Raw genomic sequence first — 12,361 nt, 5'->3', positions numbered from 1 at the left:
CACCCACGTTATCGGAATCAGGCCATGTTCAAGCTCGCGCGCCTTTCGCCTGTCGTCGTTTCCGGGCTTCTCCTCACGGGTGCCGGCTGCGCGCGCACGGATGACGGCACGGTGGTGATTCCAAGGCAGATCGACGCCCGCCGCATCTGGGACAAGGGCTCCTCGGGCACGCAGACGCCACCGGTGCACAGCGGCTCCGACGTCTTCCCGGTCGTCGCGCCCCGCTATCAGCCGGCAGCGCCGGCAAGGCGGACCGCTCCGCCAAGCGCCAATGCGGCACCCGTAACCGAACCTGCGGGAACGACGGTCTCCTGCGGCCCGGCCCAGGATACCGGCGGGCGCGTGCGGATGGTGTGCCAGTAGCCGAGCCCGAATCGGAAAGGCCGCCCCTGCCGGGCGGCCTTTCGCTTCCGATTGACGACGGCCTTGGTCCGGTGCGCGCTGGTTTAGCGCGCCGCCACCTGCAGGATCCGGCACAGTTGGGCCAACTGGGCATCGTAGGCGCCCGGATTCCCGAGGATGTCGACGCATCTCTTGCGCAGCATCCGCACCTCGCCCGCCGACATCCCGGCCACCACGCCGGGCACGCCGGGATTCACGCCCGGGGTACCCGGAGTGCCCGGATTTCCTGGAGTTCCAGGTGTCCCGGGGGTTCCCGGCGTGCCCGGCCTGGTGCCCGGCCCGGTTCCCACACCGATGCCGACACCGGCGGAGATACCGTTGCCGACACCGACGCCCACGCCGGCTCCGATACCGCCCTTGCCGCCGACATTGGCACCCAGTCCGGCATTGACGCCGCCCTTGCCGCCGATCGAGGCACCCAGTCCGGCCGAAACAGCGCTCTTGCCACCGACATTGGCGCCAAGCCCCGCATTTACCCCGTTCTTGCCGCCAACCGAAGTGCCGACACCCACGCCGAGCCCTTTGCTGGCGCCTACCCCGACACCGGCATTGACGCCTTTGGACCCGCCTACCGACACGCCCACGCCGAGGCCGCCGTTTCGCCCGTCAACGCTGACGCCCAACCCTCTGCCGCCGATATCCAGCGCCTGCGCGGGCAAGGCCAGCGCCACGGCAAAAACGGATGCACAAGCCAGCTTCGCCAGCATTCCTGTCGATCTCGATATGGACATGAACTTCCTCCTTGCATCATGCCAGCATGGCTGCCGACAGCCCGGAAGCCTTTGCTGCAGGGAGGATTGTTCGCCTCATTTATCAACGAAGCGGTAATATTGATGAATCAATTTTAACGTTTGAGGTCGGCCCGCGGACAACTATGGAGCACGTTCCCGATGTCAGGATTTCCGCACGGAGGCATAGGCGACGACCATCAGCGCGCCGATGACCGAGATGTGCTCTATCACAAGAAGGAACTCGATCGTCTTGAACGGCTCTTCCATCACCCAGAAGTTATGGGCAATCGGAATGGTCGCCACGGTGAAGACGGCAAGTGCCCCGGCGCCCAGCCAGGTCCACCGGTTGAAGATGATGAGCAGCGATCCGCCGATCTGGACGATGATGGTGGCGAGATTGAACAGCCAGCCGGGCTCGAGTCCGAAATGCACCATCTCGCCGGCGCCGGCGTTGAAATCGATCAGCTTGGAAAGGCCGCTCGACCAGAACATGAAGGTCAGCACGATGCGGGCGAGATAGCCGAACCAGCCGGCATTCAGGATTGCATTGATGATCTGCGGCATAGAAGTCCCCCGTTGCCCATCGAGGTCCGCATAAGATCATCGCGCCACGCAGCCGGCAAGTGCCCTTTCAGCGCAGGGTGAAGTCCCAGAAAAGGCAGGCGAGCGTCAGGGCGGCAAAGCCGGCGAAGGCAAGGCTGCGCAACAAAACGTTGCGGCGCAGCGCGTTCAGCGCCAGATGGCAGCCGACGATTGCCATCGCGAACAGGAAGCGCCAGTCCCACAGGACGCGCACTATGCTCGACTGGCCGAACGCCCAGCGCGCCAGCACGCAGCCGACGATCGCCGCGAACAGTGCGATCGCCGTCCACATCAGCGCGTCCGCGGCATTGACCAGCACCATGCTCGCCGCCTTCAGCGGCAGGATCATCATCAGCATGGCGCTGAAGAAATAGAGCGCCGCCAGCGGCACGAAGTTCTGGGGCGAGGCGATGCCTTCGAGCCGGCGCACGCCGACCATCCCGAACGGATAGCCATGGCGCGCGACGGCAAGGCTGAGCACCATCAGCAGGCCGCCCAGAACGGCGATCAGGACGAAGGAAGTGACGGCCTTGCTCATGACGTACCCGTGCAAACGAATCTGTGGCGGCTGGCAGCGTAGCAAACCTGCCTATGCCAAGGCACGCCTTGACAGGCGGAAACAGACAGCATTTGCGGGAAAAAAGATTGGTACGCCCAAGGGGAATCGAACCCCTGTTTGCGCCGTGAGAGGGCGCCGTCCTGACCGCTAGACGATGGGCGCAGCCGAGGTCCGCGATATAGGCTGCCGGATTGGAAAAAGCAACAGGGGCAATGCCATTTCCTCACAATGCTTCGGAAGAGGTCGGATGAGGCGCGGATAATTGCGGCAAGCGCCAGCCGGGCCGCCTATTTTCCGGAATCGCCGTTGCGGATCGCGGTCGATGAAAGCGTCGAGCGCGGACCGTGGATGAAGGTCCATGCCGGCGCCTTCATGCGCGCCAGAAGCGGCGCGTCCGCCTCGTCGACCCGCGCATAGTCGAAGGTCTTGGCGACGATCGACGACAGGAAGGAGAGCGTCGCGCCGGGCCGGTCGATGACCGCGACGGGAAAGGTCAGCATGATCTCGCGCCAGCGCTCCCAGCGGTGGAAATCGCGCAGGCTGTCGGCGCCCATGATCCAGACGAAGTCGACGCCCGGGTTGCGAGCCCGCACCAGCGCCAGCGTATCGGCCGTGTAGCGCACGTGATGCGCCGCCTCGAAGGCGGTGACCTTGATGCGCGGGTCGGGCGTGATGGCTTGCGAGCGGCGGAGGCGTTCGGAAAGCGGCGCCAGTTCCCGCGTGCTCTTCAGCGGATTGCCGGGCGTCACCATCCACCAGAGCTGGTCGAGCGCCAGCCGGCGCAGCGCGATGTCGGCCACCAGCACATGGCCGGCATGCGGCGGATTGAAGGAACCGCCGAACAAGCCGATCTGCATGCCCTTCTCGACATGCGGCATGCGCAGATAGGCGGCCTGCACCGGCTGTTCGGGCATGGGTTCCCCGCCTCCTCCTGGTCGCCGGGCCTAAGGCCGTGCCGGAACGGTCAAGACCGCACCTGCCCCGATCCGCGCACCCGGTATTTGAAGGAGGTGAGTTGCTCGACCCCTACAGGCCCGCGCGCATGCATCTTGCCGGTGGCGATGCCGATCTCGGCCCCCATGCCGAACTCGCCGCCGTCTGCGAACTGGGTCGAGGCATTGTGCAGGAGGATCGCCGAATCGATCTCGTTGAAGAATTTTTCGACCGCCGCCGCGTCCTCGGCCACGATGGCCTCGGTGTGGTGCGAGGAATAGGTCTCGATGTGCCCGATGGCGCCGGCAACACCGTCCACCAGCTTCGCCGAAATGATGGCGTCGAGATATTCCGTGCGCCAGTCCTGCTCCGTGGCCGGTTCGGCATCGGGGAATGCGGCCCGCACCTCGTCGTCGGCGCGGATCGTGCAACCGGCGTCGCGCAGGGCTTCCAGCACCGGGACCAGATGGGTGGATGCGACCGCCCGGTCGACCAGCAGCGTCTCGGCCGCACCGCAAATGCCGGTGCGGCGCATCTTGGCGTTCACCGCCAGCTTCACCGCCATGTCGAGATTGGCCGACCTGTCGACATAGAGGTGGCAGATGCCCTCCAGATGCGCGAACACCGGCACGCGCGCCTCGCTCTGCACGCGCTCGACCAGGCTGCGGCCGCCGCGCGGGATGATGACGTCGATACTGCCGCCGAGCCCCTTCAGCATTTCGCCGACGGCGGCGCGGTCGCTGAGCGGCACGAGCTGGATGGCGTCCTGCGGCAGGCCGGCGGCCTTCAGGCCTTCGACCAGGCAGGCGTGAATAGCGCCGGACGAATTCAGCGAATCGGAGCCGCCGCGCAGGATCACCGCATTGCCCGCCTTGAGGCAGAGCGCGCCGGCATCGGCTGTCACGTTCGGCCGGCTTTCATAGATGACGCCGACGACGCCGAGCGGCGTGCGCACGCGCTCGATGTGGAGCCCGTTCGGACGGTCCCATTCGGCGATCACATCGCCCACCGGGTCGCGCAGCTCGGCAATCGCCCTGATGCCGTCGGCAATGGCGCGGATGCGCTGCGCGTTGAGCTTCAGCCGGTCGAGCATGGCCGATGACAGGCCGGCTTCCTCGCCATTGGCCATGTCGAGGGCGTTGGCATCGAGGATTTCCTGCTCGCGCCGGGTGATGGCCTCGGCCATGGCGACCAGCGCCGCATGCTTGCGCTCGGCCGTGGCGATGGCCAGCGGTCGGGCGGCGGCCCGCGCCTTGCGGCCGAGCTCGGCCATCAGCGCCACGGTGTCCTGACGGGAACCTTCATTCATGTTCAGCATGTCCCGAACTCCGACCAGAGCTAGATTTCAAATCCGTTGCCGTTCACGACGAGGTCGTCGCGATGGATCATCGCCGAGCGCGCCTCGTAACCGAGCACGGCCTCGATTTCCGTCGTCTTCAGCCCCGCAATCCTTACGGCATCGGCCGCGTCATAGGCAACCAGACCGCGTGCGATCTCGCGGCTGTCGGGCGCCAGGATCGCCACCGTGTCGCCGCGCGCGAAATTGCCGGACACCTGCCGCACGCCGGCCGGCAGCAGCGACTTGCCAGACAACAGCGCCTTCACCGCGCCGTCGTCCACCGTCAGCCGCCCGGCCGGCTCGAGCTGGCCGGCGATCCAGGTCTTGTAGCCCTTGACCGGATGCGCGCTCGGCCTGAACAGCGTGGCGCGCTCGCCGCGCTCGATCGCCATCAGCGGCGACTGGCGCGTGCCGGCGGTGATGATCATCGCCGTGCCCGCTCCGGTCGCGATCTTGCCGGCATCGAGCTTGGTGCGCATGCCGCCGCGCGACAGTTCGGAGGCGGCCGCGCCAGCCATCGCCTCGATATCGGGCGTGATGCGCTCGACCACGGGAATAAACTCGGCATCCGGGTCCAGCGCCGGCGGGGCGGTGTAGAGCCCGTCGATGTCGGACAGCAGCACCAGCAGGTCGGCCCCCATCATGGTGGCGACGCGCGCCGCCAGACGGTCATTGTCGCCATAGCGGATTTCGGAAGTGGCGACGGTGTCGTTCTCGTTGATGACCGGCACCGCCTTCATCTTGAGCAGCGTCGAAATGGTGGCGCGGGCATTGAGATAGCGCCGCCGCTCCTCGGTGTCGCCGAGCGTCAGCAGGATCTGGCCCGATGTCAGCCCGTGCCTGCCCAGCGCTTCGGCCCATGCACCCGCCAGCGCGATCTGGCCGACGGCGGCGGCCGCCTGGCTTTCCTCCAGCTTCAGCGCCCGGCGCCCAAGGCCGAGCATGGTGCGGCCGAGCGCGATGGCCCCCGACGACACGACGAGGATTTCAGCGCCGTTGGCCGCCAGCGCGCCGATGTCGTCGGCCAGCGAGGCCAGCCAGCCGCGCTTCAACCCCGTATTGCGGTCGACCAGCAGGGCCGAGCCGATCTTGACCGTGATGCGGCGATAATCCTTCAGCGAAAGAGCGTTCATGCAATCAGGCTTTCCAGCGGTCGTCGATGTCGTTGCCGCTGGGCGCGGCCTCCGCCCGCGTCTCTTCCACCACGGCCATCAGGGCGCGCAGCACCGCCTCGACGCCCTCGCCGGTCACCGCCGAAAGCAGCAGCGGCGTCGTGCCGGCGGCGCGTTTCAACGCCGCGAGCTTCTTCTTGCGCTCGTCCGCGTCGAGCGTATCGACCTGACTGAGCGCAACGACCTCCGGCTTGTCGGCGAGCCCATGGCCATAGGCTTCCAGTTCGCCCCGCACCGTCTTGTAGACCTTGCCCGGATGTTCCTCCTGCGCCGAAACCAGATGCAGCAGGACCCGGGTGCGCTCGACATGGCCGAGGAAACGGTCGCCGATGCCGACGCCTTCATGCGCGCCCTCGATCAGTCCCGGAATGTCGGCGATGACGAATTCGCGCGCATCGACGCGCGCCACGCCGAGGCCCGGATAGAGCGTGGTGAAGGGATAGTCGGCGATCTTCGGCTTCGCCGCCGTCACCGTGGCGAGGAAGGTGGACTTGCCGGCATTGGGCAGCCCCACCAGCCCGGCATCGGCGATCAGCTTCAGCCGCAGCCAGACGCTCTTTTCCACCCCCGGCAGGCCGGGATTGGCACGGCGCGGCGCCTGGTTTGTGGAGGTCTTGAAGTGCTGGTTGCCGAAGCCGCCATTGCCGCCCTTGGCCAGCAGGAAGCGCTGGCCGGGTTCTGTCAGGTCGCAGATCAGCGTCTCGTTGTCTTCCTCGAAAATCTGCGTGCCGGCCGGCACTTTCAGCACCACGTCCGAACCCTTTGCCCCGGTGCGGTTGCGGCCCATGCCGTGCACCCCGGTCTGCCCCTTGAAATGCTGCTGGTAGCGGTAGTCGATCAGCGTGTTGAGCCCGTCGACGGCCTCGGCCCAGACATCGCCGCCGCGGCCGCCGTCGCCGCCGTCCGGCCCGCCGAACTCGATGAATTTTTCGCGGCGGAACGACACCGCGCCGGCACCGCCGTCGCCGGAGCGAATGTGAACCTTGGCCTGATCGAGGAATTTCATCGGACTGTGCCGCTTTCGCTGCTATTGCGTTTCATGAAAGTGCCCTTCACTAGCCTAAGGTGCGGCGAAGTGCGAGGCCGATTCCTGCGTACGGCAAGGGGGAATTGAATGAAGCTGGTGACCTACAACGTGCAGTTCGGCGTCGGACGCGACGGCAAGGTGGGGCTGGAGCGCATCGCAGAAAGCGTTGCCGGGGCCGACATCATCGCCCTGCAGGAGGTCACCCGCAACTATCCGACCAATGGCGGCATCGACATGGTGGCCGGGCTCACCGCGCTGTTGCCCGACCATCACCATGTCTATGGCGCGGCGATGGACATCGACTTCGGCGCGCTGGTGCCGAACCCGCCGAAACCGGCAATGCGGTTCCAGTTCGGCAACATGCTTCTGTCGCGCTGGCCGATCGTCTCCTGCCGCAACCTGTTCCTGCCGCGCAGCCGCACCTACGACAAGGCCAATCTGCAGCGCGCCGCCCTGGAAGGGCTGATCGTCACGCCGCTCGGCCCCTTGCGCATCTACAGCATCCATCTCGACCACGTCAGCGCCGAGGAGCGGATCATGCAGATCCGCCACCTGAAGGACCGCGCCTATGCCTATCCGATGGAAGGCGGCGCCATCACCGGCGCCGGCGAATACGGCTTTCCCGAACCGCCCTGCCCCGACGACTTCGTGCTCATGGGCGATTTCAACATGCGCCCGGACGAGCCCGAATATGCCGAGATGACCGGCGCGCCCGACACGCTGTTCGGCCGCCGTATCGTCGCCCATCACCCGGTCGATGCCTCGCGCCTTGCCGGTCCCGCCCCGGAGGGAAGCGTGAGCTGGACCGATCTTTCGGGCGCCGGCAAGCATTCGCGGCTCGACTACTGCTTCGTCACGGCGGGCCTTGCCGGCCGCGTCCGGGACTGCTGGATCGACAACGACGCCGACGGCTCCGACCACCAGCCGGTGTGGACGGTGATCGAATAGAGCATCGGACCGAAAAGTGGGATCCGCTTTTCGGAATAATCCGATGCTCAAGCCAAGAGACAAGCCATCGGCGTCATGTCGATGTGACATCAACTGCGCGCCCAGGAGCGCAGGCTGGACCAGGTGCGCCGGTCGAGGCGGTAGCGCTCGATCGGCACCTTGCCGGCAACGAGCGAGTTCAGCATGCCCTGCCCCGCATACTGGAAGCCGCACTTGTGGATGACGCGCCGCGAGGCCGGATTGATGACCCGGCAGGAGGCGTGCAGCGCGTTGATGTCGGTCGCCCGGAAGGCGAGATCGACCAGCGCATGCGCCGCTTCGGTGGCGTATCCCTTCCCCCAGAAGGGCTCGCCGACCCAGTAGCCGAGTTCCAGCCCGCGCTCGTTGCGGGTCAGGCCGGCGCAGCCGACCAGCGCGCCGTTGTCGGCAAGCGTCAGCGCATAGACGCCGCCGCCCAGGCCGGTGAGCTTGCTGTTGGCGACGAAGGCGCGCGCTTCCGTCTCGCCATAGGGATGCGGCATGCGGCCGAGCATCTCGGCGACGCGGCGGTTGTCGGCCAGGGCGACAAGGTCCTCCACGTCCTCCTCATGCGGCGCGCGCAGCACCAGCCGCTCGGTGACCAGCACCGGGCAGTCTATTCTCAAATCGTAGTAATCTTCGAAGTCTTCCTTCTCGACGACCATGGCTCAGTCCCTCCAGGCAAAGAAAAAGGGGAGATGGCGACCCATCTCCCCTGATCCTTTTCTGGTCTGGCCAGACACCGGTTCCCGAGATGGGGCGCCGGTGTTGTAGTGCGGAAACCGGCTACTCCGCGGCCTTCGGCATCGGGTTTACCGACACGTAGGTTCGGCCGTTGGCTTTCTTCGCAAACGACACGGCACCTGCTTCAAGAGCGAAAAGGGTATGATCCTTGCCCATGCCGACATTGGTGCCGGGATGCCACTGGGTGCCGCGTTGACGAATAATGATGTTGCCGGGAATCACCGATTCCCCGCCGAACTTCTTCACGCCAAGGCGCTTCGACTCCGAGTCGCGACCGTTGCGCGACGAACCGCCAGCTTTCTTGTGTGCCATCTTGATGCTCCTTTGCGCCGTTTCAGGCGCTTGCAATCCTTATGGACGCGCAGGGCGTCCGTTTCAAGTCCGATCCGGACGGAAAGTCCGTTACTTCTTCGCCAGGTCCTTGGCCTGTTCGCGCCAGTCCTTGATCTGGTCGGCGCTGAACGGCATGGCCCCGTCGATCTTCTCGACGTCGGCGTCGGACAGCTTGGCGATCTGGGCGAAGGTGGTGATGCCCTGCTCCTTGAGCTGCTCGGCAGCCACCGGGCCGATGCCCTTGATGGCGGTCAGGTCGTCCGGCTCGCCCTTGGGCGCCTTGAACAGCGGTGCGGCGGCCTTGTCTTCGGCCTTCGCCTCGGCCTTGGCAGCGGCCTTCTTCGACGGCTTGGCGCCACCGGTCAGGATCTCGGAGATCCGCACCGTGGTGAGAAGCTGGCGATGGCCGATCTTGCGGCGCGAATTCTGGCGGCGGCGCTTCTTGAACGCGATGACGGTGCGGGCCTTGCCCTGCTCCACGATCTCGGCGGCGACAGTGGCGCCTTCCACGAGCGGCGCGCCGATGACGACATTGTCGCCTTCGCCATGTGCCAGCACCTGGCCGATCTCGACGATGTCGCCGACCTCGCCCGAAACCTTCTCGATCTTCAGCACGTCGTTGGCGGCCACGCGATACTGCTTGCCGCCCGTTTTGATGACTGCGAACATTTTTTGCCTTTCGCTGTTCGGTCGGCCTTGTGACCCTGTAGTCCCGGCTCGTCCTTTCGGACGCTGCATGCCGGAACCGGCGGATCGGCCGTCTTTTTGTCAGTCTGCGGGTTCAATAAAACAAGCGGCGCGGGTCGAGCCCACGCCGATTGCGCGCCGTCCCTAGCCGATGGTCGAGATGAAGTCAAGGAAAACATCGGCTTGCCGGCCGGCGTCGCTGTCTCGGCCCGGTCCCTTGTCGACCCGTCCCTTGTCGACCCGGCCATTGCCGATCCGGCGGCATCGCCCGCCGCGCCGGGAGCGCATTTCCCCTTCCCAGGCGCGCCTCTCTTTATATATGTCCCCAAAACGCGCCGCACCTGCGAGACTGCGCGTCCATCCCAGCCCTGCCCCTCTCGCCCGTTGCGGGACAAATCCGGGTATCGGCATGGAAGGAGGAGAAACCTTGGCGCCGAGGCTTTATTTGGCCTTGTATCGGAGCGCGACTGCCGTTATCTAGTGCGCCGCCGGCACCGGCCGACCACAGTTGCGGAGAAGTGGCAGAGTGGTTGAATGCACCGCACTCGAAATGCGGCATACTCGCAAGGGTATCGGGGGTTCGAATCCCTCCTTCTCCGCCATTGTCAACCGAAAAATCCATTATTTTCAAAGTGTTTGCGGCTAGGCGGTTAGCGGCCTGCTAATCAAGCTGATAACCACTTTCCGGTGCAGCCAGTTTTCTGACTTCCGCCCAGTCCGAAGATCGTAGTCGCAATTCCCCGTCCAAGATGCGTTGGGTTTCGGCGTCGGCAGGTGGGAGACGGTTCGGCCATAGAAGCCGGGGGTACACTTCATCAATCCACTTTTCAGCCCGCGTCCGATCATCGCCAGTGAACAATTTGCTGACCGTTTCGGATGAAGCGTCGAGCCCTTCACGCTGCGTGGCGTTGGCGAAGATCAGCCGCCAAAGAGTGTGGCCGCTGATCAGTAGTCGTCCATCACCCGCGTCTTCATGCATTCCGAATATCAAGCCGTCATCGAAACCAAGCCGATGATAGTTGGAGCCATGCTGCGCTACTCGCGCCCATGTGTCGCCCCGTCCTGTACGCAAATAGCGGTCGCGGGTGCTGTAATCGTGCAGCCGTCCGCCTGCAAAGAAAAATGCTATGGGCTCAGGATTTTCGATGGTGAGTATTTGCACTTTCATCGTTCTGCACCTTCCAACGCGCGCCGCCACTTTTCGGCGGCGTCTGCAACATTGTCGTTTGAGGTAATTATCTGTGAGCCGGGGAATAATTGCCGCTCCACATGTCTTGCGAGTTGCGGCCCGCCGCGTTCATCATCCAGATAGGCGGCGAACTGCTCACCCGGTGCGAATTGGCGGCTCCACACAATGCGTTCGCGTTTCCATGCGTCGTAAATTGCACGGTCAGCCGGATTTAGCGCTTCGATGCGACGTTCAAGCGGGCTGATTAGCCGTTCCTCTAGCGCGTCCAGCCGTTGCCAAAGATCATTTCTTTTCATTGGCGACACGCTCTAGATGCTCGATGCGCTTCCGCAATTCGGTTGTTTCTTCGATTGTCGCTAAGTGTTGAAGCACCTTTGCCAAGTTGGCGGCTTCATAGGTCGTCATCGTCCCGGACGATAGGGCTTCAATAATCGCGGCGGGCGATGTTGCGTCGATTTCCAGAACACGTCCTTTCGGCAGGACACGTTCCAAGACGAATTGTAGCGCGGCCCAATCGTTATTTTCCAAGCGTTGGCGAAGCCGTTCAATTGCTTCGTCCTTCATGCTTTTAACGGCTGCCAACGCTTCGCTAGAAACGCGGTTTCGGGAATTGGGAGGTCGCCCGCCGTGACCGGGCAGGAAACGGCCATGCTCGTCGCGTTTCGGTTCGCTAAAGATAGGGGAAATTTGCGCGCTCATAGCCATTCCACAATTGTACCGTTTTGCGCAAACCAAGCGGCCACCGTTCGCGTCCACATCTTGGACGCGCCGTCGATCAATTCCGCGCGCGGAAATCCGTGCCGCTCGCGATAATTGTGAAGCCGTTGGCGGCTCCACCCTGTAATTGCCATCAGCCGTCCGCTTGATATGGTTGCGGCGGCAGGCAGACGGAGGACCGCAGGCAATTGCGGTCCTGTCATCACCGGCAGGTTCATGCCGTCCACTCCGCCCATATCGCGTCCACACTCTTGCCAGTGGCGGCAGCGGCCAGCCGGACGACGCCTTGCAGCAATTCCCCGGCAAGCTTCACCCGCTCCGCTTTGGCACGAAATGCGGCAAGCTGCGGTCGAACAGCGGCCATCGCCGCGTCCTGATCGGCACCAACGGCAAGCGGATTATCGAAGCTCGGCTTAGCGCCGTAGTCAGCCTGCGAGCCAGTCCGAGCCAAATAGCCAAGCAACATGTGCCGCTCCCACACATCCGCGATGATGCGATGGGGCAAATCAAGCCGGGCAATATCGCCGTGGCGAACAAGGGCACTGGATTGCTCAAATGTGAGGTTCTGGACGGCGGCTATGCGCTTTGGCCCGTCCAGCACGGCAATTCCCTGCACAAATCGGCTTTCAAAGGCCGCGTCCGACAATGGGCCGGGCTGGCGCGCCTTTGCGTCGGCTTCCGCAACTGTACGTGCTTCGGCCAGCAGCGGCTTATGGGCGCTGCGGAATGGCGCTTTGAGGTGGTTGGTGACCACAGTGCCGTTTGCTTCGGGGAGGGCTTCGGGCTGGTAGACGGCGGTGTTGCTGGCGATACCTGCGATGGTAGCGCTAAGCCCCGTCTCTAGGGCGGCAACAGGCTTTGCAGTCTCGCCGTTTCGCAGATCGTCCCGCACGAAAGCAATCACATCCTCCACACCATAGATCGTGCCGCGTGGCGTAAGTTCTTTTCGGGTTCGCATAGGTGATGTCGTCCTTCTGTTT

General features: G+C 64.4%; 18 protein-coding genes and 2 tRNA genes. 3 read left to right on the top strand and 17 right to left on the bottom strand.

Annotation, left to right across the window (positions count from 1 at the left end):
- Positions 1 to 24 precede the first annotated feature (24 nt).
- The gene (locus ABID37_RS17760; RefSeq protein ID WP_354197190.1) at positions 25 to 363 is read left to right on the top strand and encodes a hypothetical protein; all 339 of its coding nucleotides are present in this window, start codon (positions 25 to 27) and stop codon (positions 361 to 363) included.
- An 83-nt stretch (positions 364 to 446) separates the two neighbouring features.
- Here ABID37_RS17760 and ABID37_RS17755 read toward each other — a convergent pair whose 3' ends face one another.
- From ABID37_RS17755 to obgE, 8 genes are all read right to left on the bottom strand, one after another.
- The gene (locus tag ABID37_RS17755; protein WP_354197188.1) at positions 447 to 1,133 is read right to left on the bottom strand and encodes a hypothetical protein; all 687 of its coding nucleotides are present in this window, start codon (positions 1,131 to 1,133) and stop codon (positions 447 to 449) included.
- Positions 1,134 to 1,295: 162 nt separating this feature from the next.
- Positions 1,296 to 1,697: a DoxX family protein gene (locus tag ABID37_RS17750; RefSeq protein ID WP_354197186.1), complete on the bottom strand. Its 402-nt coding sequence runs from the start codon at positions 1,695 to 1,697 to the stop codon at positions 1,296 to 1,298.
- Between the two features lie 67 nt (positions 1,698 to 1,764).
- Positions 1,765 to 2,253 (bottom strand): hypothetical protein, encoded by a 489-nt coding sequence (locus ABID37_RS17745; protein ID WP_354197184.1) that lies wholly within the window; start codon positions 2,251 to 2,253, stop codon positions 1,765 to 1,767.
- A 108-nt stretch (positions 2,254 to 2,361) separates the two neighbouring features.
- Positions 2,362 to 2,436: transfer RNA gene (locus ABID37_RS17740), tRNA-Glu, on the bottom strand.
- A gap of 125 nt (positions 2,437 to 2,561) precedes the next feature.
- On the bottom strand, positions 2,562 to 3,152 hold the full coding sequence (locus ABID37_RS17735) for a nicotinate-nucleotide adenylyltransferase (RefSeq protein WP_354197281.1): 591 nt from the start codon (positions 3,150 to 3,152) through the stop codon (positions 2,562 to 2,564).
- Between the two features lie 86 nt (positions 3,153 to 3,238).
- Positions 3,239 to 4,525 (bottom strand): glutamate-5-semialdehyde dehydrogenase, encoded by a 1,287-nt coding sequence (locus ABID37_RS17730; RefSeq protein ID WP_354197182.1) that lies wholly within the window; start codon positions 4,523 to 4,525, stop codon positions 3,239 to 3,241.
- Between the two features lie 20 nt (positions 4,526 to 4,545).
- Positions 4,546 to 5,679: a glutamate 5-kinase gene (gene proB, locus ABID37_RS17725; RefSeq protein ID WP_354197180.1), complete on the bottom strand. Its 1,134-nt coding sequence runs from the start codon at positions 5,677 to 5,679 to the stop codon at positions 4,546 to 4,548.
- Between the two features lie 4 nt (positions 5,680 to 5,683).
- Positions 5,684 to 6,724, bottom strand: a complete 1,041-nt coding sequence (gene obgE, locus ABID37_RS17720; protein ID WP_354197178.1) for a GTPase ObgE — start codon at positions 6,722 to 6,724, stop codon at positions 5,684 to 5,686.
- Positions 6,725 to 6,832: 108 nt separating this feature from the next.
- On the opposite strand from obgE, the gene ABID37_RS17715 reads away from it, so the two are divergent.
- Positions 6,833 to 7,693: an endonuclease/exonuclease/phosphatase family protein gene (locus tag ABID37_RS17715; RefSeq protein ID WP_354197176.1), complete on the top strand. Its 861-nt coding sequence runs from the start codon at positions 6,833 to 6,835 to the stop codon at positions 7,691 to 7,693.
- Positions 7,694 to 7,782: 89 nt separating this feature from the next.
- Here the strand turns inward: ABID37_RS17715 and ABID37_RS17710 are convergent, their stop codons facing one another.
- From ABID37_RS17710 to ABID37_RS17695, 4 genes are all read right to left on the bottom strand, one after another.
- Complete coding sequence (locus ABID37_RS17710) at positions 7,783 to 8,376, bottom strand: GNAT family N-acetyltransferase (RefSeq protein WP_354197174.1); 594 nt, start codon at positions 8,374 to 8,376, stop codon at positions 7,783 to 7,785.
- Positions 8,377 to 8,497: 121 nt separating this feature from the next.
- Positions 8,498 to 8,767 (bottom strand): 50S ribosomal protein L27, encoded by a 270-nt coding sequence (rpmA, locus tag ABID37_RS17705; RefSeq protein ID WP_354197172.1) that lies wholly within the window; start codon positions 8,765 to 8,767, stop codon positions 8,498 to 8,500.
- Positions 8,768 to 8,857: 90 nt separating this feature from the next.
- Positions 8,858 to 9,457, bottom strand: coding sequence for a 50S ribosomal protein L21 (rplU, locus tag ABID37_RS17700; RefSeq protein ID WP_354197170.1), 600 nt, complete (start codon positions 9,455 to 9,457; stop codon positions 8,858 to 8,860).
- A gap of 162 nt (positions 9,458 to 9,619) precedes the next feature.
- Positions 9,620 to 9,763 (bottom strand): hypothetical protein, encoded by a 144-nt coding sequence (locus tag ABID37_RS17695; RefSeq protein WP_354197168.1) that lies wholly within the window; start codon positions 9,761 to 9,763, stop codon positions 9,620 to 9,622.
- Positions 9,764 to 9,987: 224 nt separating this feature from the next.
- Here ABID37_RS17695 and ABID37_RS17690 point away from each other — a divergent pair.
- Positions 9,988 to 10,077 (top strand) — tRNA-Ser (locus ABID37_RS17690).
- Positions 10,078 to 10,136: 59 nt separating this feature from the next.
- On the opposite strand, the gene ABID37_RS17685 is transcribed toward ABID37_RS17690, so the two are convergent.
- From ABID37_RS17685 to ABID37_RS17665, 5 genes are read right to left on the bottom strand one after another with little or no spacing between them, the layout of a single operon-like run.
- Positions 10,137 to 10,643: a hypothetical protein gene (locus tag ABID37_RS17685; RefSeq protein ID WP_354197166.1), complete on the bottom strand. Its 507-nt coding sequence runs from the start codon at positions 10,641 to 10,643 to the stop codon at positions 10,137 to 10,139.
- Positions 10,640 to 10,960, bottom strand: coding sequence for a hypothetical protein (locus ABID37_RS17680; RefSeq protein ID WP_354197164.1), 321 nt, complete (start codon positions 10,958 to 10,960; stop codon positions 10,640 to 10,642). Before ABID37_RS17680 ends, ABID37_RS17685 begins: the two co-directional genes overlap by 4 nt.
- Positions 10,947 to 11,363: a hypothetical protein gene (locus ABID37_RS17675; RefSeq protein WP_354197162.1), complete on the bottom strand. Its 417-nt coding sequence runs from the start codon at positions 11,361 to 11,363 to the stop codon at positions 10,947 to 10,949. Before ABID37_RS17675 ends, ABID37_RS17680 begins: the two co-directional genes overlap by 14 nt.
- Entirely contained in the window at positions 11,360 to 11,599 is a 240-nt protein-coding gene (locus ABID37_RS17670; protein ID WP_354197160.1) for a hypothetical protein, read from the bottom strand. Before ABID37_RS17670 ends, ABID37_RS17675 begins: the two co-directional genes overlap by 4 nt.
- Positions 11,596 to 12,339: a hypothetical protein gene (locus ABID37_RS17665; protein ID WP_354197158.1), complete on the bottom strand. Its 744-nt coding sequence runs from the start codon at positions 12,337 to 12,339 to the stop codon at positions 11,596 to 11,598. Before ABID37_RS17665 ends, ABID37_RS17670 begins: the two co-directional genes overlap by 4 nt.
- Positions 12,340 to 12,361: the final 22 nt, after the last annotated feature.

The sequence above is a fragment of the Aquamicrobium terrae genome (assembly GCF_040545735.1).
Taxonomy (GTDB): Bacteria; Pseudomonadota; Alphaproteobacteria; order Rhizobiales; family Rhizobiaceae; genus Mesorhizobium; species Mesorhizobium terrae_A.
This window is presented reverse-complemented; position numbering and strand designations above follow the sequence as displayed.

Coding starts and splice junctions, on each gene's coding strand:
- ABID37_RS17670 (WP_354197160.1), bottom strand. CDS start 11,599: ATGAACCTGCCGGTGATGACAGGACCGCAATTGCCTGCGGTCCTCCGT.
- ABID37_RS17715 (WP_354197176.1), top strand. CDS start 6,833: ATGAAGCTGGTGACCTACAACGTGCAGTTCGGCGTCGGACGCGACGGC.
- obgE (WP_354197178.1), bottom strand. CDS start 6,724: ATGAAATTCCTCGATCAGGCCAAGGTTCACATTCGCTCCGGCGACGGC.
- ABID37_RS17750 (WP_354197186.1), bottom strand. CDS start 1,697: ATGCCGCAGATCATCAATGCAATCCTGAATGCCGGCTGGTTCGGCTAT.
- ABID37_RS17735 (WP_354197281.1), bottom strand. CDS start 3,152: ATGCCGCATGTCGAGAAGGGCATGCAGATCGGCTTGTTCGGCGGTTCC.
- ABID37_RS17710 (WP_354197174.1), bottom strand. CDS start 8,376: ATGGTCGTCGAGAAGGAAGACTTCGAAGATTACTACGATTTGAGAATA.
- ABID37_RS17665 (WP_354197158.1), bottom strand. CDS start 12,339: ATGCGAACCCGAAAAGAACTTACGCCACGCGGCACGATCTATGGTGTG.
- ABID37_RS17745 (WP_354197184.1), bottom strand. CDS start 2,253: ATGAGCAAGGCCGTCACTTCCTTCGTCCTGATCGCCGTTCTGGGCGGC.
- ABID37_RS17685 (WP_354197166.1), bottom strand. CDS start 10,643: ATGAAAGTGCAAATACTCACCATCGAAAATCCTGAGCCCATAGCATTT.
- rplU (WP_354197170.1), bottom strand. CDS start 9,457: ATGTTCGCAGTCATCAAAACGGGCGGCAAGCAGTATCGCGTGGCCGCC.
- rpmA (WP_354197172.1), bottom strand. CDS start 8,767: ATGGCACACAAGAAAGCTGGCGGTTCGTCGCGCAACGGTCGCGACTCG.
- ABID37_RS17755 (WP_354197188.1), bottom strand. CDS start 1,133: ATGTCCATATCGAGATCGACAGGAATGCTGGCGAAGCTGGCTTGTGCA.
- ABID37_RS17695 (WP_354197168.1), bottom strand. CDS start 9,763: ATGCGCTCCCGGCGCGGCGGGCGATGCCGCCGGATCGGCAATGGCCGG.
- ABID37_RS17730 (WP_354197182.1), bottom strand. CDS start 4,525: ATGCTGAACATGAATGAAGGTTCCCGTCAGGACACCGTGGCGCTGATG.
- ABID37_RS17680 (WP_354197164.1), bottom strand. CDS start 10,960: ATGAAAAGAAATGATCTTTGGCAACGGCTGGACGCGCTAGAGGAACGG.
- ABID37_RS17675 (WP_354197162.1), bottom strand. CDS start 11,363: ATGAGCGCGCAAATTTCCCCTATCTTTAGCGAACCGAAACGCGACGAG.
- proB (WP_354197180.1), bottom strand. CDS start 5,679: ATGAACGCTCTTTCGCTGAAGGATTATCGCCGCATCACGGTCAAGATC.
- ABID37_RS17760 (WP_354197190.1), top strand. CDS start 25: ATGTTCAAGCTCGCGCGCCTTTCGCCTGTCGTCGTTTCCGGGCTTCTC.